Annotated in this window: 21 protein-coding genes; 6 read left to right on the top strand and 15 right to left on the bottom strand. The window is 62.6% G+C overall.

Annotation, left to right across the window (positions count from 1 at the left end):
* Positions 1 to 59 precede the first annotated feature (59 nt).
* The 8 genes from AC3WWH_RS05250 to feuN all read right to left on the bottom strand — a co-directional run bounded on the left by AC3WWH_RS05250 (position 60) and on the right by feuN (position 7,325).
* Positions 60 to 515, bottom strand: a complete 456-nt coding sequence (locus AC3WWH_RS05250; protein ID WP_058320294.1) for a cytochrome c-type biogenesis protein — start codon at positions 513 to 515, stop codon at positions 60 to 62.
* Complete coding sequence (locus AC3WWH_RS05245) at positions 512 to 2,500, bottom strand: heme lyase CcmF/NrfE family subunit (protein WP_058320295.1); 1,989 nt, start codon at positions 2,498 to 2,500, stop codon at positions 512 to 514. The genes AC3WWH_RS05250 and AC3WWH_RS05245 overlap by 4 nt, the downstream gene beginning before the upstream one ends.
* Positions 2,497 to 2,949, bottom strand: a complete 453-nt coding sequence (gene ccmE / locus AC3WWH_RS05240) for a cytochrome c maturation protein CcmE (protein WP_058320296.1) — start codon at positions 2,947 to 2,949, stop codon at positions 2,497 to 2,499. Before ccmE ends, AC3WWH_RS05245 begins: the two co-directional genes overlap by 4 nt.
* Positions 2,946 to 4,088 (bottom strand): c-type cytochrome biogenesis protein CcmI, encoded by a 1,143-nt coding sequence (gene ccmI, locus AC3WWH_RS05235; RefSeq protein ID WP_058320297.1) that lies wholly within the window; start codon positions 4,086 to 4,088, stop codon positions 2,946 to 2,948. Before ccmI ends, ccmE begins: the two co-directional genes overlap by 4 nt.
* 132 nt (positions 4,089 to 4,220) lie before the next feature.
* Positions 4,221 to 4,664: an RT0821/Lpp0805 family surface protein gene (locus AC3WWH_RS05230; RefSeq protein ID WP_058320298.1), complete on the bottom strand. Its 444-nt coding sequence runs from the start codon at positions 4,662 to 4,664 to the stop codon at positions 4,221 to 4,223.
* A gap of 217 nt (positions 4,665 to 4,881) precedes the next feature.
* Positions 4,882 to 6,267 carry an ATP-binding protein gene (locus tag AC3WWH_RS05225; RefSeq protein ID WP_058320299.1) on the bottom strand — a complete coding sequence of 462 codons (1,386 nt, stop codon included), beginning with the start codon at positions 6,265 to 6,267 and terminating at the stop codon, positions 4,882 to 4,884.
* Complete coding sequence (gene feuP / locus AC3WWH_RS05220) at positions 6,257 to 6,928, bottom strand: two-component system response regulator FeuP (RefSeq protein ID WP_034789361.1); 672 nt, start codon at positions 6,926 to 6,928, stop codon at positions 6,257 to 6,259. The genes AC3WWH_RS05225 and feuP overlap by 11 nt, the downstream gene beginning before the upstream one ends.
* A gap of 142 nt (positions 6,929 to 7,070) precedes the next feature.
* Positions 7,071 to 7,325: a two-component system FeuPQ modulator FeuN gene (feuN, locus tag AC3WWH_RS05215; RefSeq protein ID WP_057250394.1), complete on the bottom strand. Its 255-nt coding sequence runs from the start codon at positions 7,323 to 7,325 to the stop codon at positions 7,071 to 7,073.
* Positions 7,326 to 8,164: 839 nt separating this feature from the next.
* On the opposite strand from feuN, the gene AC3WWH_RS05210 reads away from it, so the two are divergent.
* Positions 8,165 to 8,305, top strand: a complete 141-nt coding sequence (locus AC3WWH_RS05210; RefSeq protein WP_173515957.1) for a hypothetical protein — start codon at positions 8,165 to 8,167, stop codon at positions 8,303 to 8,305.
* A gap of 225 nt (positions 8,306 to 8,530) precedes the next feature.
* Entirely contained in the window at positions 8,531 to 8,869 is a 339-nt protein-coding gene (locus tag AC3WWH_RS05205) for an MmcQ/YjbR family DNA-binding protein (protein ID WP_057250396.1), read from the top strand.
* A gap of 190 nt (positions 8,870 to 9,059) precedes the next feature.
* Here the strand turns inward: AC3WWH_RS05205 and AC3WWH_RS05200 are convergent, their stop codons facing one another.
* The gene (locus AC3WWH_RS05200; RefSeq protein WP_057251076.1) at positions 9,060 to 9,527 is read right to left on the bottom strand and encodes a YcgN family cysteine cluster protein; all 468 of its coding nucleotides are present in this window, start codon (positions 9,525 to 9,527) and stop codon (positions 9,060 to 9,062) included.
* Between the two features lie 163 nt (positions 9,528 to 9,690).
* Between AC3WWH_RS05200 and AC3WWH_RS05195 the strand changes: the two genes are divergently transcribed.
* From AC3WWH_RS05195 to AC3WWH_RS05185, 3 genes are all read left to right on the top strand, one after another.
* Positions 9,691 to 11,892: a transglycosylase domain-containing protein gene (locus AC3WWH_RS05195; protein ID WP_058320301.1), complete on the top strand. Its 2,202-nt coding sequence runs from the start codon at positions 9,691 to 9,693 to the stop codon at positions 11,890 to 11,892.
* Between the two features lie 147 nt (positions 11,893 to 12,039).
* Positions 12,040 to 12,627: a DUF1214 domain-containing protein gene (locus tag AC3WWH_RS05190; RefSeq protein ID WP_058320302.1), complete on the top strand. Its 588-nt coding sequence runs from the start codon at positions 12,040 to 12,042 to the stop codon at positions 12,625 to 12,627.
* Positions 12,620 to 13,165, top strand: a complete 546-nt coding sequence (locus AC3WWH_RS05185) for a DUF1254 domain-containing protein (protein WP_057250402.1) — start codon at positions 12,620 to 12,622, stop codon at positions 13,163 to 13,165. Before AC3WWH_RS05190 ends, AC3WWH_RS05185 begins: the two co-directional genes overlap by 8 nt.
* A gap of 268 nt (positions 13,166 to 13,433) precedes the next feature.
* On the opposite strand, the gene AC3WWH_RS05180 is transcribed toward AC3WWH_RS05185, so the two are convergent.
* From AC3WWH_RS05180 to AC3WWH_RS05170, 3 genes are all read right to left on the bottom strand, one after another.
* Entirely contained in the window at positions 13,434 to 13,604 is a 171-nt protein-coding gene (locus tag AC3WWH_RS05180) for a hypothetical protein (RefSeq protein WP_176707512.1), read from the bottom strand.
* Positions 13,605 to 13,930: 326 nt separating this feature from the next.
* Positions 13,931 to 14,212, bottom strand: a complete 282-nt coding sequence (locus AC3WWH_RS05175; protein ID WP_057250404.1) for a hypothetical protein — start codon at positions 14,210 to 14,212, stop codon at positions 13,931 to 13,933.
* 153 nt (positions 14,213 to 14,365) lie between these two features.
* Positions 14,366 to 15,070, bottom strand: a complete 705-nt coding sequence (locus tag AC3WWH_RS05170; protein ID WP_082640651.1) for an SH3 domain-containing protein — start codon at positions 15,068 to 15,070, stop codon at positions 14,366 to 14,368.
* Positions 15,071 to 15,367: 297 nt separating this feature from the next.
* Between AC3WWH_RS05170 and AC3WWH_RS05165 the strand changes: the two genes are divergently transcribed.
* Positions 15,368 to 16,441, top strand: a complete 1,074-nt coding sequence (locus AC3WWH_RS05165; RefSeq protein WP_057250406.1) for a DUF2336 domain-containing protein — start codon at positions 15,368 to 15,370, stop codon at positions 16,439 to 16,441.
* Positions 16,442 to 16,633: 192 nt separating this feature from the next.
* Here the strand turns inward: AC3WWH_RS05165 and AC3WWH_RS05160 are convergent, their stop codons facing one another.
* The 3 genes from AC3WWH_RS05160 to AC3WWH_RS05150 form a co-directional block, all read right to left on the bottom strand.
* Positions 16,634 to 16,993, bottom strand: coding sequence for a DUF1491 family protein (locus tag AC3WWH_RS05160; protein ID WP_058320303.1), 360 nt, complete (start codon positions 16,991 to 16,993; stop codon positions 16,634 to 16,636).
* Positions 16,994 to 17,058: 65 nt separating this feature from the next.
* The gene (locus AC3WWH_RS05155) at positions 17,059 to 18,024 is read right to left on the bottom strand and encodes a peptidoglycan-binding domain-containing protein (protein ID WP_058320304.1); all 966 of its coding nucleotides are present in this window, start codon (positions 18,022 to 18,024) and stop codon (positions 17,059 to 17,061) included.
* Positions 17,996 to 19,564 carry a sensor histidine kinase gene (locus tag AC3WWH_RS05150; protein WP_058320305.1) on the bottom strand — a complete coding sequence of 523 codons (1,569 nt, stop codon included), beginning with the start codon at positions 19,562 to 19,564 and terminating at the stop codon, positions 17,996 to 17,998. Before AC3WWH_RS05150 ends, AC3WWH_RS05155 begins: the two co-directional genes overlap by 29 nt.
* Between the last annotated feature and the right edge of the window lie 365 nt (positions 19,565 to 19,929).

Genomic DNA, 19,929 nt, shown 5'->3' with positions numbered 1-19,929 from the left:
TTGGCCTGGAGACGAGGAGCGCGAAGCGGCAAATTGCGCCACGTCGCTTTTGACAGACGTCAGGGCTGAAGCAGCTTCTTCAGCTTTTCCTTTTCATCCTCGGAAAGCGGCGTTCCCTTTGCCTGGGCGCCGCGCCGGCGGGCCGCAATGACAAGGGTGATCGCCCCGACGAGCAGCAGGGTCGCGGGCATGCCCCACAGGATCAGCGTCTTTGTCTCGAAGCGCGGCTTCAGCAGCACGAATTCGCCGTAACGGGACACGACATAATCGATCACCGCTTCATCGCTGTCGCCATTGGCCAGGCGCTCGCGCACAAGCACCCGCAGGTCCTTGGCGAGCTCGGCATTGGAATCGTCGATCGATTGGTTCTGGCAGACCATGCAGCGCAGCTCGGCCGAGATTGCACGGGCACGCGCCTCCAGCGCGGGATCGGCGAGTACCTCGTCCGGATTGACCGCGAAGGCGGAGCCGACCGGCGAGAGGAGCAGCAGGAGCGCCAGCAGCAGACGGATCATTCGGCAGCTCCCACCGGTACTGTCTTCGGCCGCTTCGCCCGGGTCGGCGCGCCGACCCGCAGGCGACGGTCGCTCAAGGACACGAAACCGCCTGATATCATGAACAGCGTTCCGCCCCAGATGCAAAGGATCATCGGCTTCCACCAGATGCGCACGACGATACCGCCTTCGCTGATCTGGTCACCGAGCGAAACATAGAGCTGGCTGAGCCCGAAGGTCCGGATGCCGGCCTCCGTCGTCGGCATGCGGCGCGCCTGATAAAGACGCTTCGACGACCAGACTTCGGACACGGCAGCGCCGCCGCGGCTGATGGTAAAGTGACCGGATTCTTCGGTGTAGTTCGGGCCGCTGCCGTTGCGCATGCCATCGAAGCGCAGGGTGTAGCCGCCGGCATCGACCGTCATGCCGGGCTTCATCTCGACCACGGTCTCGGTTTCGAACGCCGTGACGGCGACGATGCCGATCAGGGTGACGCCGAGACCGATATGAGCAAGCGCCGTGCCGAAGGCGGAGCGCGGCAGGCCGGTGAAGCGCCGCCAGGCAACGTTGCCCGCGACCTTGCCAAGACCGGAGCGCAAGGCGAGATCCGTCAGGGAACCGGCGATCAGATAGACGCCAAGAGCGATGCCGAAGAGCGCCAGGACCGGGCCGCCATTCATTGCGTAATAGTAGCCGGTACCGAACACGAGACCGACCGCAACCGCAGCGAAGAGCCGCTGGGCGACGCCGACCAGGTCACCGCGTTTCCAAGCGAGCAATGGACCGAACGGTACCGCGAAGAGCAGCGGCAGCATCAAGAGACCGAAGGTCATGTTGAAGAACGGCGGACCGACGGAGATCTTGTCGCCGGCGAGCGCCTCCAGCACCAGCGGGTAGAGCGTGCCGGTCAGCACGGTCGCGGCCGCCGTCGTCAGGATCAGGTTGTTGAAGACAAGGGCGCCTTCCTTCGAAATCGGCGCGAAGATCCCGCCGGCTTTCAGATGCGAGACACGCAAGGCGAAGAGTGTGAAGGCGCCGCCGATGAAGAAGACGAGGATGGCGAGAATGAAGATACCGCGCGTCGGATCCGTGGCGAAGGCATGAACCGAGGTCAGCACGCCTGAACGTACGAGGAAGGTGCCGAGCAGCGACAGCGAGAAGGTCATGATCGCGAGCAGCACGGTCCAGATCTTCAGCGCTTCGCGCTTCTCCATGACCAGGGCCGAATGCAGCAGCGCCGTGCCCGCGAGCCAGGGCATGAAGGACGCGTTTTCCACCGGGTCCCAGAACCACCAGCCGCCCCAGCCAAGCTCGTAGTAGGCCCAGTAGGAGCCCATGGAAATGCCCGCAGTAAGGAACGTCCAGGCGGCAAGCGTCCACGGGCGCACCCAGCGCGCCCAGGCGGCATCGATGCGGCCCTCGATCAATGCCGCGATCGCGAAGGAGAAGCAGACGGAGAAGCCGACATAACCGAGGTAGAGCAGCGGCGGATGAATGGCGAGGCCGACATCCTGGAGGATCGGGTTCAGGTCCTTGCCTTCACCAGGCGCCGGGATCAACCGCGCAAACGGATTGGACGTCAGCAAAATGAAGAGCGCAAAGGCCATGGCGATCCAGGCCTGGACCGCAAGCACATTCGCCTTCAACGTTTCCGGCAGGTTGCGCCCGAAGGCTGCGACCAGCGCCGAGAAGAATGTCAGGATCAAAAGCCACAGCAGCATCGATCCCTCGTGGTTCCCCCACACACCCGAGATCTTGTAGATCAGCGGCTTCAGGGAATGGGAGTTTTCCCAGACGTTGCGAACCGAGAAGTCCGAGGTCACATAGGCGAAGGTGAGCACGACGAAAGCGAAGGCGACCAGCAGAAAACAGGCGACCGCTGCGCTTGACGCCAGTTCCATCAAGCCGCGATCGTTCAGCCGCGCTCCGAGGATCGGCAAAGCGGCCTGGATGACCGCGGTCGCCAATGCCAGGACCAGCGCGTAGTGTCCGAGCTCGATGATCATTTAATGGTTTCCTTCCCACTGAGCTCAACGCCCTGGGCCTTCAAGCGGTCGGCGACGTCCTTCGGCATATAGGTCTCATCATGCTTTGCGAGAACCGTATCCGCCACGAAGACGGAACTCCCTTGAACGAAGGCTCCCTCCGTCACCACGCCCTGCCCTTCGCGGAACAGGTCGGGCAGGATGCCCGTGTAAGTTACCGGCACGCCGGCAAGCGTGTCCGTGACGGTGAAGGTGACCGTCTTGCCGTCGCCGCGCTTCACCGACCCTCCTTCGACCACACCGCCGAGGCGGATACGCGTGCCCGGAGAAACGCTCGCCTTGGCGAGATCGCTCGGCACGTAGAAATAGGCGATCGCCTGGCTGAAGGCGAACATGACAAGAAAGGCTGCGAGAACCAGGAAGCCGACGCCACCGCCGATGATCGCCAGTCTTTTTTGTTTGCGCGTCATTGCGTCACTCCATCGGTCGCAATCCCGAGTTCACGAGCAAGCGCCAGGAGCTGTTTGCCCCCGTCGCCATCGGCCGGGAAGGTCTTCAGGCCCTCCTTTAGCGCTGCCGCGGCCTTGTCTCGTTGATCAAGGACAACATGGGAGCGGATCAGTCGCGCCCAGCCTTCGAGGTTATCCGGATTTTCCTTGAGGCGGCTTTCGAGGCTTTCGACCATGCCGCGGATCATTTCCTGACGATCGCCGGAGCTCATGCTCTCGGCGGCCGCGACATCCTCGGCGTTCGGATTGCCAGGTGCGGCAGCACTGCTGGTGCCGGCGCCCGTCAGCTCTGCCACATGCTGCTTGACCAGCGGCAGCCATGGCGCGTCCGCGGGAGATGTTGCGGCCAGCCTGTTGAACGCCGTCAGTGCCTCCTCCTTCTTGCCTTCCTGCTTGAGACCGAGGGCAAGGTAGAATTCCGAGCGCGGATCATTGGGGTCGAGCGTCAGCGCCTGCCGGAGCGCCTCCTGCGCCTTCGTCGTCACGAGCCCGTCGGACTGCACGACGAGCGCCTCGGCATATCCGCCTAGGCGCGCCGGCGTCGGCCCCAGCAAGCGGATCGCCCGATCATAGGCGCCAACCGCTTCCTCAATGCGACCGTTGCGCATGTAGATCGGCGCGAGCAGATCCCAGCCGGCACCGTCGTTCGGGTTCACCGCGAGGTGGTTTTCGGCCTTGGCGATCAGGATATTGATATCGCCGTTGGGATCGGCAAGACGAGCGGCAAGCGGCTGCGCCGGCACGTCCGGGCTGCCGGTCAGCAAATAGAGACAGAGCCCAACCGCGGGAAGACAGAGGAGCACGAATATCTGCGCCAGACGATTGGCCCCGCGCTGCGACGAAACGGCCGTCGCCACAGCGCGATCGCTGTCGCCGGCTGCCAGCAGTCGGCGCGCCACTTCGGCGCGCGCAAGCTCGGCATCGTCGCTGCCGATCAGACCGCTGTCCTGATCGCGCTTCAGTTCGTCGAGTTGGTCGCGATAGACCTCGATGTCATGGCTGTGGGGAGACGATGGGGCTTCCCCTGCCCGCATCAGCGGGAGGATCAGCACGGCGGCGACGGCCGCCGTCAAAGTGGCGACGAGGATCCAGAACAACATGGACGCTCAATACTATGAGGCCCATGCCATTCCAACTCGAAAACCCGTCATGACGGAGATTTGAGGCGTTTCGCCGCAACGGCCGACCAAGCCCGCCCCTGGCAACTCTCTGACGCCTCAGAGAAGCTGCGCTCAGGTCAGCGGTGTCCAGCTGCCGTCGGGATTGCGGCACGCGGCACCCCGGGCCGTCTTCGCCTGGGTCTTGATCGTCACGGTATGGCTGTACTGGCGGCAATTCTGCGATCCGACCTGATAGGGAGCGGCCGCAACGACGGAACCGCTGACGCCGCGTCCGTTCCAGGTCACAGGCTGGCCACCCGGTGCCGCCTCGAGTGCGCGATACTCCGCCTCAAGCGCCCGCTGGCGGTCGGACGTGCCGATATCGAGATCGGCAAGGCGACCGATCACGCCGCCCTGAAGCGCCGCGATGTAGGTTGTCGAGGAGACACCGCGGGTCGCGGTCGAACCGAGGCCGGCGACACCACCCTTGCCGCCCGAGGTGGTGCCGCAACCGGCAAGAGCCACGGCCGACGCGATCACCACGATCCTACCGCCAACGACAAAAGTCCGTGTCATTTCTGCCTGGTTCCTCATGATCCGCGACACTCAATCATCCCTATCCGAAGCCGCATTCAAGAACCCCATGCATTCGGGTCAAATGACGACTTGTGCTTGATTTTCTTTTGGCATTCCCCGCCCGCCGAGGCAACGGCGTGCCCTGCCGATGTGACATTTTCGAGCACGGGTGTGACACCTAGATCACGAAACCGCGCACGCCCATCCTCATCTTGCTCTAGGCCGCGGCCGGCAACAGGAGCTGCGCGCGCAAGCCCCCTTCGTCCCGTCGCGACAGCGTAATGGTGCCTTGATACTCCCGCACGATCTCGCTGACGATCGAAAGCCCGAGCCCGGTTCCAGGCTTGCTTTCGTCAAGCCGCTTGCCGCGCTTCATCGCCAGCGCAATCTGGTCGGGATTGAGCCCCGGGCCGTCATCATCGATGTCGAGCACGATCCACTGCCTCCCGGGTTCCTTCGCATGCAGCTCGACCGGCGCCGGCCGCACGTTCAGCCACACCTCGCCACGGGCGTGGCGGGCGGCATTTTCAAGCAGGTTGCCAACGGTTTCCTCGACGTCCTGCAACTCCATCGCGAGCACCAATCCCGGCGGGTTGATTGACAGATGGACCTGCTTTTCCGGGTTGAGCTTGCGCATCACCCGAACCAGGCGTTCGAGCGCCGGCTGCGCCTCGGTCCTCGCCAGGACGGATTCCCGCTGCGCCGCGATCCGCGCGCGGCTGAGATAGGACTGAACCTGCATCTGCATCGCATCGACTTGGCTGCGCACCAGTTCGCCGTGCGACGCATCCAGCACGCGGGCCTCGTTGAGGAGCACGGCGATCGGGGTCTTCAAGGAATGCGCGAGGTTGCCGACCTGCATGCGCGCACGCTCGACGATGCGGCGGTTGCTGTCGATCAGCGCGTTGACTTCGTTGGCCAGCGGCTGGATTTCGCGTGGGAAGGCTCCATCGAGCCTCTCGCTTTCGCCGGTGCGGATCTTCTCCAGCGAGCGACGGACCTGATCGAGCGGACGCAGGCCGAAGAGGATGGTCAGCGCGTTCATCCCGAGACCGCCAAGACCGAAGATGGAGAGCGCGATGGTCAGGTTTCGGGTGAAGCGATTGATGTCGGCTTCGAGGACATCACGGTTGCCGGCCACGCGAAAACGCGCGGTGTGGCCCTGAATGTCGAGCACGACCTCGGTCTCGGACACCTCGACCTCGTTACCGAACGGATCCTTGGTGGTGTAGAACCGGACGTAGCCGGTGTCGAACGGAACCTCATCGACGCTGGCGATCGGCAGCTTGCCGTTGCCGAGTGACGTCGAGATCAAGGGCGGTGTGTCGAATTCGCCGATCGGATCGACGATCCAGTACCAGCCGGTCTGCGGCTGCGAAAAGCGGAGATCGCCGAGCTGCGGGCTTCCAGAGAGGACCGTCTTCTCGTTGACCGAAATCGAATTGACGACATTGAAAAGCTGCGCGCGCAAGAGGTCCTTGAAGCCGCGCTCGGAGCCCTGCCGATAGAGTTCGGAAATGACCACGCCGATCACGACCAGGGCGACGACCGCCCAGACGGTGGAAACCGCCAATACGCGGGCTGTGAGCGATCTAATTGCCATTGCCCGGCGCTTGCATTCGGTATCCGAGACCGCGCACCGTTTCGATCAGGTCGTTACCGATCTTCTTGCGCAGCCGGCCGATGAACACTTCGATCGTATTGGAATCGCGGTCAAAATCCTGGTCGTACATATGCTCGACCAGTTCCGTGCGCGAAACGACCTGGCCCATGTGGTGCATGAGATAGGAAAGCAGCCGGAACTCGTGCGACGTCAGCTTGAGGGCCACGCCATCGACGGTTGCCTTGGAACCCTTGGTATCGAGGCGCACCGGGCCGCAGACGATCTCCGAGCTTGCATGGCCGGCAGCACGACGGATCAGGGCGCGAATGCGGGCGAGAACCTCTTCGACATGAAAGGGCTTGGCGACATAGTCGTCGGCGCCGGCATCGATGCCCGCGACCTTGTCGCTCCAGCGATCGCGCGCCGTCAGGATCAGCACCGGCATGGTCTTGCCATCGCCGCGCCACTTCTCCAGAACCGTGATGCCATCCATCTCCGGCAGGCCGATATCGAGGATCACGGCATCGTAGGGCTCGGCATCGCCGAGATAGTGCCCCTCCTCGCCGTCATAGGCCTGATCGACGACATAGCCGGCCTCCTTCAGCACTTCGGCGAGCTGCCGGTTCAGGTTGGCGTCGTCCTCGACAATCAGAATGCGCATTCGCCTCTACTTCCTCTCGCGGCCATCCCCGCTGCTTGTTTCGCTAAATCCTAGCCGATTTAAGGACAGAAACATGCAGGCATTCAAAGCACTGCAGCGACCTTTTCGCATCGGACAAGACGCACGGTACTGCAGGGATCGCTTACATCGGCACCTTGACGGTCACCTTTTTCGGTCGCCCACCGTTACCGGGAACGAGCACCGTGATCACGCACTGGCCATCGGACGTCGGTTGTGCCGACAACAACTCGCCGCCGGTGTCGGCGACCACCTGTGCAGCGGCCGCGCTGCAATCGCCGGCCACACGGACGACATTATCCGACGGCACGTTGATCGCAGGCGGGCTGAAGCCCGCGAGGCCTGCAGCAAGCGCGGCTATGATCACTGGTGAAGACATGAACGCACTTTCGACTTGGGAAGCATCATGGCAGAAGCAATAACCGAATGAGGCTGAATGGCAAATGAATGTCGGCCTTCCGAGCCACCAGGAACCCATTGGAAAACCCACAGACTCAACTGGAATTCCGACCCTAGATTGCAGCAATTCCATCCCTGACGGAACCCGGGCCAAGGCCCTCGTTCGGCAAGCGATAGCCACTTCATGCGACAGTTTCATCTGCGCGGCTGCTGGGAGAACAGAGCTTGAAGCTCACCGGCCTTGGTCGTGGCAGCCTTTTGTTAAGTATGTTTCGCTAGACTTCAGACGTCGTCATAGGCTCGCGCGTCGCGATGGCCAGGGCATCCGCCATAGCCCGAACACTGAGACAGCACATCAAGCAGGAAGCGATTCCCGATTCCTTTGAATCCCTTGGCGGCGATCGTTCGAAAACTGAGTCAACACCCTGCGAGGTTGAGTCAAGTCGATCGCAGCCCGATTCCGGCAGCCAGGCTAAGCCACTGACACCCTTCGATTTCATAGCGATGGTTTTCGCCCCCTAGCGTGCAAGCGTGCCGACGTTCGGCACATCCTATTCGTGCCTGAATACGTGAAGCTTGGCGTTCGCGTACAAAGAATAGACGTTCGCAAAATTACTTCAAAAGAACAGCCAATTTAGTCGCATCTGAACTACCACATCTGTGAATTGACGGACGGCTGTGGATCAACGAAAAATTAATCGATTTAAATATTTTTCAATCGTTTAAATGATTTAAGCCACTGATTTACAAAGTCTTTACGATATGAAATTGTCCGCCGCATCAAACGTCATGAAACCGTCATAGGCCCGGGAGGATCGGATGCAGACGCTCGCCAACAACCAGCCCGCATCTCAGCAGTCCAAAGTACCGCAATCGCTGCTCGACCGTTTCGAAAACGAATGGCGCGCCATGCGCGCTGCCGGCGAAAGCACCCCGAAGCCGATCCAACCGGCTGAGTAACGCCTGTCAACGGCGCATCGATTGTCGCGCGCCATGACCCTCCCAACATAGAGAAGACGCAACACGGAGTTGAACCTTCGGGTCGGGATGAAACACGTCCTGCAATGCCGCGTGTTCCGTCGCCGCTCGAACGGATAGGCGCCGTGGCAAATGCTGCGGCCCTTCGATTTTTGTGGCGATTTTCAGCCTTTTGGCCATTCGGAAAAACCATGTTACTCTTCCCGAATGCTAACCGAAGAGATCGAAAAACTCGCGCTAAGCTTGCCGGGAACGGAAGAAAACGCGCATTTCGGCACACGGGACTTCCGGGTGGGAAAGCGCATTTTTATGAGCTTGCCGGAAGCGGGTCGCGCGGTCTTCAAATTCACGCCTGACCAGCAGCGCATGCTTCTGGAAATGGAGCCCGGGGTCTGCGCTGCCGTGCCCGGCGGCTGGGGAGACCGCGGCTGGACCTCATTCTACTTCGTCGAAGCGGACGAAGGTCTCGTCCGCCAGTCGATGGAAACCGCCTGGCGTAACGTCGCGCCGAAAAACCTCGTCAAGAAGAACGGTGGCAGCCATTAAAGCCTGTCACGCAAAAGTGGGCAGCGGTTTTGCGATAACGACATGCGAAATATCAAAAACTTAAAGCGCAAGGCGCGAATCTGAAAGATCGCGACGCGCATTACGCTGGCTCGAAAAGCGGATAGCCGCCTCGCCGGAATGCAAAGCGCTCCGCTCTCAGGGCGATTGCGAAGCGCCGGCCGGTCCCCTCTCAATCCACGCTTTCCTGTCCCACTTCCAGCGGCCAGGTGACGAGATAATCTTCATAGTCTTCGATATCGATGCCATCCTCGGCGACGGTGCGGCCACGCACCGAAATGCCTGCAGCATGAACCGTGTCCGGGTCGCCTGAAACCAGCGGGTGCCACCAATAGAGATCGCGCCCCTCGGCAACGAGGCGGTAACCGCACGTCGGCGGCAGCCAGGTAATCTCGCGCACGGCCTTGGGTGTCAGTTGGATGCAATCGGGCACCGTCGCCTGCCGGTTTTCATAGTCCTTGCAACGACAGCTCTCGCCATCGAGCAAGGTGCAACGGATCGAGGTCCAGGCGATCTCGCCGGTATCCCAATCCTCCAGCTTGTTCAGACAACAGAGCCCGCAGCCGTCGCAAAGGCTTTCCCACTCCGTATTGGTCATGTCCTCAAGGCTTTTCGCCTTCCAGAAAGGCATTTCGCCCATCGTCATCACACTTTCGTCAAATAGCCCGCGATACAGAAATTTCGCAGAAAATTGCCGGTTTTTTAAGGCCGGCGGCGCGATATGCAAGTAGATTGGAATTTGACGTCGTGCAAATATTGCCCGGCGCCGGCATGATGCCACAAAGCCTTCAGGACGTTGAGACGTGCGGGAACCGAGGAAAGACGATAACCGGCCGAAAAAACGGCACATCTTTCTCAGGGTCGACTCCTGGATCGATTCCACGGTCTGGAATGCCGGCTTCAAGCTGTCGCAATGGTGGGAAGATACCACCATCTTCTTCCGCCGTTTCCGCGTCACAGGCTGGAAAAAGGTCGTCTTCGAGGTGCTCGGCGAAGGCATGAACTGGGGCACCGTCGGCTCCGTGCTGATGCTGGCGCTCGCGCTTCCCGCCTTCGAGGAAACCAAGGGAAACTGGCGCGCCCAGAGCGACTTCGCCGTCACCTTCCTCGACCGCTACGGCAATGAAATCGGCCACCGCGGGATCATTCACGAAGATTCCGTGCCGATCGACGAACTGCCTGACCATCTGATCAAGGCGGTGCTGGCGACCGAAGATCGCCGCTTCTTCGACCACTGGGGTATCGACTTCCTCGGCCTTGCCCGCGCGATGACCGAGAATGCTCGCGCCGGCGGTGTCGTCCAGGGCGGCTCGACACTGACCCAGCAGCTCGCCAAGAACCTGTTCCTCACCAACGAACGCACGATCGAGCGCAAGATCAAGGAAGCCTTCCTTGCCGTCTGGCTCGAATGCAACCTTTCGAAGAAAGAAATCCTGAGGCTCTATCTCGACCGCGCCTATATGGGCGGCGGCACCTTCGGCGCGGCTGCGGCAGCCCAGTTCTACTTCGGCAAATCGATCACCGATGTCAGCCTGGCGGAATCGGCGATGCTCGCCGGCCTCTTCAAGGCGCCCGCCCGCTATGCGCCGCACGTCAACCTGCCGGCCGCGCGCGGACGCGCCAACGAGGTTCTGAGCAACCTCGTCCAGGGCGGGCTGATGACGGAGGGGCAGGTGATTGCGGCGCGGCTCACTCCCGCAACCGTGATCGATCGCGCCCAGGTGAAGGCACCCGACTTCTTCCTCGATTGGGCCTTTGACGAAGTCCAGCGCATCGCCCGTCCCTTCGCGCAGCATTCGCTGATCGTGCGCACCACGATCGACATGGGCCTGCAGAACGCTGCCGAGGACTCGGTGGAATCGAGCCTGCGCCAATATGGAGAGAGCTTCCATGTGAAGCAGGGCGCGCTGGTCATGATCGAAAACGGCGGCGCGGTGCGCGCCATGGTCGGCGGCCGCGACTACGGCGAAAGCCAGTTCAACCGGGCGACCCGCGCGTTGCGCCAGCCAGGCTCTTCCTTCAAGGTCTACACCTACGCAGCGGCGATGGAAAAAGGCATGACGCCGGAAACGGTCGTCGTCGACGCACCGATCACTTGGCGCGGCTGGTCACCACAGAACTACGGCCGCAGCTATGCCGGTCGCATCACCATCCTGACGGCGATCGCCAAGTCGATCAACACCATCCCCGTGCGCCTCGCCAAGGACAAACTCGGCACCGATCTGATCGCCCAGACCGCCAAGAACATGGGCATCGAAACACCGCTGCGCACCGACAAGACGATGCCGCTCGGCACATCGGAAGTCACCGTGCTCGATCAGGCGACCGCCTATGCCGTGTTTCCGGCCGGCGGCATGCAGTCGCGCCGCCACGGGATCAGCCAGATTCTCAACTATGACGGCGACATTCTTTACGACTTCGGGCGTGACGAACCGCCGGCGCGGCGCGTGCTTTCGGAAACCGCAAATACATCGATGAACTCTATGCTGACGCAGATCCCGATCATCGGCACCGCGCGCAAGGCCGCCCTCGACAACGGCATTGTCGTCGGCGGCAAGACCGGCACGACGCAGGCCTATCGCGACGCCTGGTTCGCCGGCTTCACCGGCGACTATACGACCGCCGTCTGGTTCGGCAACGACGATTACACGTCCACCAACAATATGACCGGCGGCTCCCTGCCGGCGATGACCTTCAAGCGGCTGATGGACTATGCCGAGCAAGGCATCGAGCACCGCGCTATCCCCGGCGTCACCGCCCCGACGGCGCCGGCGAAGCAGCCAGAGGTCGCGACGGCCAAGCCGGACGAGAACGCCCTGCCGCCACTCGTCCGCCCGCGCTCGTTGTCGGCCGAGGTCACCCGCCTGCTGCGCACGATCGGCGAGACCTTCGAAAAGGCCCCAGCACTGAAAGCGCCAGAAAAGGCCGGCGGCAGGCTCGCCGCCCTCGGCGCTGCCGAAGAAAAACGCTCCGGACAGACGGACCCCAATGCCGCCAGCAACTAAAGTCTCCCGGCCAGGCCCGCGGCATCCATCTCATCGTGAGGCCGCGCGCGACCCGTCAGTCGCCGTTGCGCCGGGCGCCAATTTCGGCGAGATATGGAGGCAACCCCATGTTGCCCCGCCACAGAACGATTTCCGATAGAGCCGCCCTTGTTTCGAATCCCCTTCCTCGTCGCCCTCGCTCTTGCCATCGCCTTCGGCGGCGGCATTGCCTCGGCCGTATGGGCGCTGAAGGCGACCGTCGGCTTCGGCTCGATCGCGATCGGCCCGTGGGTCGCTTTTCCGGAAGCGCAGACGATCAATGCCGATCCCTATGCCAAGGCACACCGGGCGCGCGCGGGGGAACTTCTGTACGGTGGCGCCGAAGGATTGATGTTCAGCGCGCAGACCGACGACAGGGGCCAGAAGCTCCAGGCGACCTGCTCCTATGACGTCACGGGGCTGACGCCGCAGGCTCGCTTCTGGACGCTTTATGCCGCGAATGCCAACGGCCTGCCGTTGCGTCCCGGCTCCGACCTGCCCTCGGCCCTCAATTCCTGGACGGTGCTGCGCAGCGAAAACAGCAATTTCACGATCCATGTGTCGCCGAACGCCCAGCCGGACAATTGGCTGGCCGTGCGCCATGCGGGGACCTTCCGGCTGGTCTTGACGCTGCTCGACACGCCGACGGCGGGTTCCTCGGGCCTGATCGACCTCGCCATGCCTGTTATCACCAAGACCGGGTGCGGCGATGCGTAAGGTTCTCTTCGCCACGGTCCTCGGCCTCGTCGGCGCCGCCCTGCTGCACATCATCATCATCCTGTCGCTGCCGCAATTTACCGGCCGCGACGCCTATACCCGCGTGTTGGGGCTGCTCGAGATGGACAGTTTCTTCGCGCTGACGAGCACGCCGGGGTCGACCGGCCTTGCCAATGACGATCCCTATCTCAGGGCGGCCGTTTGCAGCTTCTCGATCTCGGACGGGCCGGCGCGCTTCCTCGCCAGCGGCAGCGTGCCGTTCTGGTCGCTCGCGGTCTTCGACAGCAATTCGAACGAAGTCTTCAGCATGAACGACCACACGGCGGTCAACGGCAAGCTCGATCTTGTCGTCGCGACGCCGATCCAGTTGGTGGAACTGCGCAAGTCTCCGCCGGAGGCGCTGGCACAATCGATCATGGTGGAGATGAAGGAACAGGACGGCTATGCCGTTTTGAGAGCGATGGCGCCCGTCGACAGTTTCGAGGAGCAGGTCCGCAATTTCCTTGCGGAATCAAGCTGCGAGCCATTTCGGCGCTAGAGTATCCCGCTTTCAAGTGGAATCACTTGAAAGCGGAAAGATGCTCTAGAAACAAAGTGCTAGAGCGACCTTAGTGCGTTCATTTGAACGCACGGCGCTCTAGATGCTTCGGACGTGAAGGCATCTGACCACGCAGTCGCGGCTGCGTGCGGCAGACAGCCAACGCAAAGACTACGTTCAGTGCAGGAGTTATGGTGAAGGACCCTGATGTTTCGGGCCAAGGACGCGCGCCCGGTCGTAACCGGCCGCCGATGCGGGAAATCGAACGTTACTGCTTCTTGATCCGGCGTCCATCGGGTGCCGTCGGCTGCGGGTCGCGGTCGAGGCGTTCGTAGCGGATACCGGTAAACAGAAGCACTTTGGCCCCGCCCGATATGGCCGGCGGTCTACGCGGCGGTACGCGAACCTTTCGGTCCTGAATTCTGATCACGTCTGCCATGCTCGTCTCCACAAAGTCTTGAGACGGATGAACTACCGTACAGATTTCACCCTGCCCTCTCGGGCCAGCGCATTTTTCCAGGCCTTGCCTGGACAGGCGCGCTTTTCTCGTTTGCTCCTTCTTCCGGTCGCCCGGATGTTGCTCTTCTGGTTCACACGACGCAGCCCGATGATAACGGGTCCGCCCCGATTGAGCCATAGGCTGGTTAACAGATTGCTAATACACCGCTGCAACACCAACCTAGATTCATTATCTCGCCAGACGAGCCCCCGAGATGTATCCGAGGTAACAACCTGGAGCGGCGGTTCGCAAACCGCGGCTTTTCGCTAGCGTCGCGAGATCAGGCCAAACAGAAACGACACCCCGGCAACCGCCACCAGCGTCGACAGAGGCTCCTCGCGCACGCGCTCGCGAACGCGTTCCACCATCAACTCCGCCTCGCCCTGCACGACTGCCCTCGTGCCGCTGCCAATCGCAGAGACTGCTTCGGTCAGCCGGGCGATTTCCGCCCGCAGTTCGGCAATCTGCACATCAACCTCAGCACGCGCTTGCGCCTGCGAAACGTTTTCGCTGACTGTCTGCACGGCCTCCAGTTTCTTTTCCACCATTACAATGCTCCCTTGTCTGCGCCGTCTCAACGCTCCGGATGGCGTTTGGTTCCGCCAGAAGCTGCAGAAAACCGGAGCGCCGAAAAGCAAACGGGCGGCCAGAGCCGCCCGTTTTCCAGTCCAACGCAAGAACGCCGTTTCAGGCGCTCCACGTCAGTTTTCGCAGTTCGGATCGTCGAACTGGCACCGAACAAACGGTGCCGGGCGGGCGCCTTCGTAGATGCCGTCATCGTTCTGGCGAACGCGCACGCCGTCGCTGCGACGTTCCCATTCGCGGCGCTCTTCACGCACGGTCTGCTCGCGGTTCCATTCGCTCTCGCGGCGCCGCCACTCGTCTTCACGTTCACCGGTTTCCCAGTCCCGGCGCTCGCGGCGGCGGTCACTTTCCCAGTCGCGGCGGTCGCGCTCGCGCTGGCGCTCCCAGTCGCGACGATTCCGGCGGTCGTCGACCCAATCCGGTCCGTGGCGCCAACGATCGCGCTCGCGATAGAAGTCACGACCGCGGTAGTTGCGGTCCCAATAGTTGTCGAACTGGAAGACGACCGTTGGAATTCCGAGCGAGCGATAATAGCGGGGCTCGACGTAAACGCGATTGCGGCGATAGTCGGCCTGGACATAACGCCCGGCGACCCAGCCGCGCCCACCGTAGAACGAGACATCGCACCACGGCAGATCTGCAAGGCATCCGTGGATTTCCACCGATTCGCCGACCGGGATCATCGATACCGCCGGATAGCGGGTGCTCGGACCGGAGCGCATGTTCACATTGGCAGTGGCAAAGCCTTCGGCAGCCTCGGCGACAACCGGGGCCGCGAGGAGCGCACAGACCGCCGCTGCGCGCAGGATAAATTTCTTCACAGTTCCATATCTCCCATGCAGAGGCCCCTCTTCATTTGGCCTCCAAACGTCGGCGGGCGTCCGGAGCCCTTGACCGTCGCCGCGATAACTCCTGACCGCATGTGGATTTTTTATGGCTGATGCCGCGGATGTCCCCGAGAAATGCGGGGCCAGCGGGGCGAATGGGCGGCCCTGTCGCGCGCCACGCATGTGCCGTAAGCCTGAATAAAGCTCCAACATCCATAGTTAACAGTGCGCTAACGCTTTTCTTCTAATTTTTGCGACGTGTGCCTTTCCGGATCACCGGAAACGGCGATCATGTTTTGCGTGCAGGGAATTACCGTGACGGATCGCTTTCGTGAGTTGGAAAGGCCACAGACCGGCCGCTTGAAGGACGTTGTCCTGATGGCGACGGTTACCGGTTTCGAAAGCCTGCGCATCCCCCGCAAATCCGATATGAAGCAGTTTGCCGAACTGTTCGAACCGCTCTTCCTCGGCTCCAGCAACGAAGCGCGCCGTCAGGCGGCGGCAGCCCTTTCCCAGTGCTCGCAGATCCCCGAAACAGTCGCCGCATTGATCGGCGGCATGCCGATTTCGATTGCCGCGATTTTCCTGACGCGTTCGAAGGCGATAGCCGACCGCACTCTCATTGCGGTCATCCGCGAGCGCGGGCCGGAACATGCCGCAGCAATCGCGCGGCGTCCCAACCTCTCCCCTCTTGTCGTCGATGCCCTGGTCGAGCACCACAATCCACTCGGGCTTGCCGCGCGCAGCAGCGCGGCAAAGCAGGCGGTGGCGGAACAGACACACCCGGAGGCTGCAGCCGCTTCCTTGCGCACCGCCCGCGAAGAAGCGCTCAGGCACGAGATCAAGACCCTGGCGCGAGCGGGGTCACGCAACCCCACGCCGGCCGCCTCATCCGAGGCAATCAATGACGTGCATGCTGCATTGCTTGTTCGCTTTGCCCGCAGCGGCGAGATCATCCTGTTCTCGCGCGTCCTCGGCCAGGCGCTCGGCACCAAGGACGCCCACGTCGAGCGCATCCTGCTCGATATTTCCGGACAGCGGCTTGCGACGAGCCTCGTCGCGCTCGATGTCCAGGCGACCGATGCCGGTTTCGTGCTTCAGGCCCTGTATCCGCATCTTCGTGAGCCCTTCGGCGAGACGAGCCATGCGGAAGCGTTGATCGGCGCCATGAACCGTACCGCCTGCCGCGAACAGCTCGATGGCTGGTTCGAGGCAGAGGCCGAAGAAAGCGCTCCAGCGGCAAGGCACGAAGCCTACTTTGCCGAAAATCCCGCCAACGATGCGCGGCAGATCGGCGCCCGCAAGATTGCAGCGGCCGCCGGCAATGTGCAGCCCCAGCGGCTTTTCGGCCGGCGACGCGGCTAGGCGCAGAAAATACTCATCCTGCTCCTCGCCTTGATGCGGTCTGCTTCCCGTTTCGGGAACATGCCTGGGCGTACCGGTGAGTCCTCGCCCGCCCTAGAAAAGCTGCTTCATCGCTTCGATGGTCCAACTCCACTCGCGACCCGTCGGAGCCTGCGGTCCTGCGATGCGGCCATTGCGATCGGCAAGACGGTGTCAGGGCCGGCTTGCCCCTTCCTCCGGAACCACCTCGAACAGATCGCCATGGTCGTCCAGCTCGATCTCCACGATCCAGCAATCCGGATCGAAGCGGATTTCGCCTGCGAGCGCCGCATCGACCCGCTCAGTATCGCTGTCGCGCAGCCTCGCTTCGAACTTGCGGCCGAGCGCGACTTCGTCGTCGAAGAAATTCTGCGGCGCCGGGGCAAAGAGCGTCTCCGTGCCGAGCCGCGTCCGCTGGCGGATGAAGATCGCACCGGCCTCCTCCGCTCCCTTGCGCAGCACGGCCGCATAGCCGCCGAGCGAAAACGCGCGGCGCAAGAGGGACGAGACGAAGATGTGAGACTTCAGGCGCATGAAAGGCTGATACACGCGCTGGACGGCGCAGGCAAATCGGCGGCGCGGTCAAACCCCACTGGCAATCAGAGTGCGCCGATTTCCTTGAGCTTTTTCAAGACCTGGGCATTCGGTTCACCGGTCTGCGGCAGGCGGTAATGTTTCTCGAAATGGCGGATCGCCGCCCGCGTCTGCGCTCCGGCGACGCCATCGACCGTCACATCCGCATAGGCGAGGTTGCTCAGCCCCTTCTGGATGTTCAGCACCAAGGCGCTCGAAACCGGGATTTCGGCACGCGGAACGAAATTGCTCTCCTTCTCGGAGGAACGAATGGCGGCAGCGACCGGATCGATCTCAACGCCACTGCCCTTGGCCTCGGCGAGAGGTCTTCCCGCCGGCATGACCTGAGCAGCCTGATCGCCAGGTGCCGCCCGAAGTGCCTGCAGCAACTCCGTACTGGCCGAACCCGTCTCGGCGCGGCCGGCCTGCGCTTCGAAGCGCAGGATCGCGGCCGCCGTCCGCGGACCGCTGCGCCCGTCCGGCGCGCCGTCATAAAGGCCAACGCGGTTCAGTTCCTTCTGGATGTCGGCCACGAGCTTCGAGGTCGCGCCACCGGGCACGCTCGCCACGCGCTCAGGCGACGGCTTTTCCGTCGGCAGATCCGCGGAAGCCGCAGCTATCACGCCTTCGACATTGTCCGCCTTGGCCTCGCCCTCGCGCTCGATGACGAAGGTGGTCACGTTGCGCGGCTCGATCTCTTCGCCCTTGGCGATGGCGATCCGCTGCGCGGTTTCAGCGCTGACGAGCGGCACGCGGGTGCGCATCAGCGGTGACGGGTGCACACCGTGCTGGTACCACATGGCATTGGCGGCAACGAAGGAAAACACGACCAGGAAGGCGGCCGAGCCGCCAGAGACCAGGGGATGGCGCGCCATCAGCCGGCCGGCAAGCCCAACACCCTGTCCGGCAAGAGCCAGCCCGCGCACGGCCAGGCCAGGCGCACGCCGCGCGGCCTTCTTCCGTTCAGGCTGTTTTCGCTTGCGCGGCGCCATATCCCCGTTCCTCGTTCAAACCAACGTCTTCGGACCGCCCTCCTTCGGCGGCCGGCCTCGCCTCTCCGTCGCGCAGGCGCGGCGGAAATTCCACCGTCACCGACGAACGCTGCTCTTCTTGCTCGGCAACGGCGATGCCGGAGCCGTCGCGCGGTATCGTCACGACGATGACGGTCCCCTCACCCTCGCGGCTGCGAATCGTGAGGTCGCCACCATGAAGGGCAACGAGGCCCTTGACCAGCGAAAGGCCAAGACCCGTGCCTTCGTAGCGGCGTGTATAGTCGTTCTGGATCTGGACAAAAGGTTGACCGAGCAGCTCCAGCTTGTCGGCGGCAATACCGATGCCGGTGTCGCTGACCGAGAGCTTCAGCATCGCACCGTCCACTTCAGCGTCGATCGTCACGACGCCGCCATGGTCGGTGAACTTCACGGCGTTGCCGACCAGGTTGATCAGAACCTGCTGGAAGGCGCGCTGGTCGGCATTGACTTCGCCGATGCCGCGGGTGACGCGGCTGACGAGCTTGACGCCCTTTTCCGCGGCTTGGTGCGACAGCATCGCCTCGCAGGCGGCAACCGCCTCGGCGACGCGGAACGGCTCGGGCATGAGCTCGTAGCGTCCCGCCTCGATCTTGCTCATGTCGAGCATGGTGTTGACGACGGAGAGCAGATGTTCGCCCGACTTGTGGATGAGGCCTACATACTCGCGCTGGCGATCGTTCTCGAGCTTGCCGAAATACTCGCCGGCCAGCACGTCGGAAAAGCCGAGGATGGCATTGAGCGGCGTGCGCAGTTCGTGGCTGACGGCGGCGAGGAAACGGGTCTTGGCATCGTTCGCGGACTCCGCTTCGGCGGTCCGGGCCGCCGCCTCGGCGCGCAGGCCTGCCTCCTGAGAGACATCGCGCGACTGCGCAAGGATCGCCGTCAAGTTGCCATCGCGATCGCGCAAGGGCGCCAAGTCGCAGGACATGTAGACGAACTGTTCGCCTTCGATCGGCAAGGTCCGCCGTTCGATACGGATATCGACCGTCGCCCGATCGCCGCCCTGGCGAAGGATGTCGATCGCGCTCAGGAACGTAATGCGGTCGGAGACGTGAATCTGCTCGATGAAGCCGCGGCCCGCCGGGTCGCGCATCAGCGTCAGGTGCTCGGCGGCATCGCGCCCATGCACGGAAAGGACATTGCCGCGCAGGTCATGCACGGTCACGAGGCCCGCAAACAGGTCATAGGCTGCCGAGAGGTCCCGGAGAACGGGATCGGACGGAGCCGGCGCAGCAGTTTCCGGCGCCCGGCCGCGAGCGATCGCCACGGCTGCCGCGAGTAGCGAAGCGGAAGCCCAAAGAGCGGTTCCGAGCGGCAGGGCCGAGGACACGGGTATGGCGAGCGACAGGGCGAGCGGCGCCACCGGCAGTGTCGTCAAAGACACGGCCGCAACAGTGCGCAAACGTTTCGTGTCGCGGCGCCCGGCGGGCGAAGAAGCCTCACGACGGGGCAGCCACAGGGCCGCGATCTCGTCCACGCGGGACGCCCATCTGCCAGCCATGTTACGCAATACGCTCACGCTTTACCCTGCTACATTTGTTGTTCTTGCGAGGCTGGCGCGACCGATTTCCCCTATTTGGAAACCGCGGTTCAGACCGCCTCGTGACATGTCGGAATCTCGCATCCCCGGCTTAATGAAAGAATAAACGCGCCCGTGCCGGAACGGTGCGAAACGGCCGAAAAATCCCGTTTTGGAGCAAATTGAGCGACCTTCATTTCTTGTGGTTAACGGGGCGTAAGCAACGGATTTCTGTGCATTTTCTGCACAGCGTTAACGATTGTGGCGAGCCCGCCGGCACGCCATTGCCGACGCTTCCGGGCTTCGCACACAGGGTCCCGCCACGAACCTTAACGGCGAAAGCTAAA

The sequence above is a fragment of the Ensifer sp. EB106-03-01-XG145 genome, assembly GCF_058792075.1.
Note: the sequence above shows the minus strand (reverse complement) of the source record. Positions and strands in the feature narration are given on the sequence as shown.

Excerpts from the sequence above, each read along its gene's own strand:
- AC3WWH_RS05250 (WP_058320294.1), bottom strand. The coding sequence starts at position 515 with ATGATCCGTCTGCTGCTGGCGCTCCTGCTGCTCCTCTCGCCGGTCGGC.
- AC3WWH_RS05245 (WP_058320295.1), bottom strand. The coding sequence starts at position 2,500 with ATGATCATCGAGCTCGGACACTACGCGCTGGTCCTGGCATTGGCGACC.
- ccmE (WP_058320296.1), bottom strand. The coding sequence starts at position 2,949 with ATGACGCGCAAACAAAAAAGACTGGCGATCATCGGCGGTGGCGTCGGC.
- ccmI (WP_058320297.1), bottom strand. The coding sequence starts at position 4,088 with ATGTTGTTCTGGATCCTCGTCGCCACTTTGACGGCGGCCGTCGCCGCC.
- AC3WWH_RS05230 (WP_058320298.1), bottom strand. The coding sequence starts at position 4,664 with ATGACACGGACTTTTGTCGTTGGCGGTAGGATCGTGGTGATCGCGTCG.
- AC3WWH_RS05225 (WP_058320299.1), bottom strand. The coding sequence starts at position 6,267 with ATGGCAATTAGATCGCTCACAGCCCGCGTATTGGCGGTTTCCACCGTC.
- feuP (WP_034789361.1), bottom strand. The coding sequence starts at position 6,928 with ATGCGCATTCTGATTGTCGAGGACGACGCCAACCTGAACCGGCAGCTC.
- feuN (WP_057250394.1), bottom strand. The coding sequence starts at position 7,325 with ATGTCTTCACCAGTGATCATAGCCGCGCTTGCTGCAGGCCTCGCGGGC.
- AC3WWH_RS05210 (WP_173515957.1), top strand. The coding sequence starts at position 8,165 with ATGCAGACGCTCGCCAACAACCAGCCCGCATCTCAGCAGTCCAAAGTA.
- AC3WWH_RS05205 (WP_057250396.1), top strand. The coding sequence starts at position 8,531 with ATGCTAACCGAAGAGATCGAAAAACTCGCGCTAAGCTTGCCGGGAACG.
- AC3WWH_RS05200 (WP_057251076.1), bottom strand. The coding sequence starts at position 9,527 with ATGGGCGAAATGCCTTTCTGGAAGGCGAAAAGCCTTGAGGACATGACC.
- AC3WWH_RS05185 (WP_057250402.1), top strand. The coding sequence starts at position 12,620 with ATGCGTAAGGTTCTCTTCGCCACGGTCCTCGGCCTCGTCGGCGCCGCC.
- AC3WWH_RS05180 (WP_176707512.1), bottom strand. The coding sequence starts at position 13,604 with ATGGCAGACGTGATCAGAATTCAGGACCGAAAGGTTCGCGTACCGCCG.
- AC3WWH_RS05175 (WP_057250404.1), bottom strand. The coding sequence starts at position 14,212 with ATGGTGGAAAAGAAACTGGAGGCCGTGCAGACAGTCAGCGAAAACGTT.
- AC3WWH_RS05165 (WP_057250406.1), top strand. The coding sequence starts at position 15,368 with ATGTTTTGCGTGCAGGGAATTACCGTGACGGATCGCTTTCGTGAGTTG.
- AC3WWH_RS05160 (WP_058320303.1), bottom strand. The coding sequence starts at position 16,993 with ATGCGCCTGAAGTCTCACATCTTCGTCTCGTCCCTCTTGCGCCGCGCG.
- AC3WWH_RS05155 (WP_058320304.1), bottom strand. The coding sequence starts at position 18,024 with ATGGCGCCGCGCAAGCGAAAACAGCCTGAACGGAAGAAGGCCGCGCGG.
- AC3WWH_RS05150 (WP_058320305.1), bottom strand. The coding sequence starts at position 19,564 with ATGGCTGGCAGATGGGCGTCCCGCGTGGACGAGATCGCGGCCCTGTGG.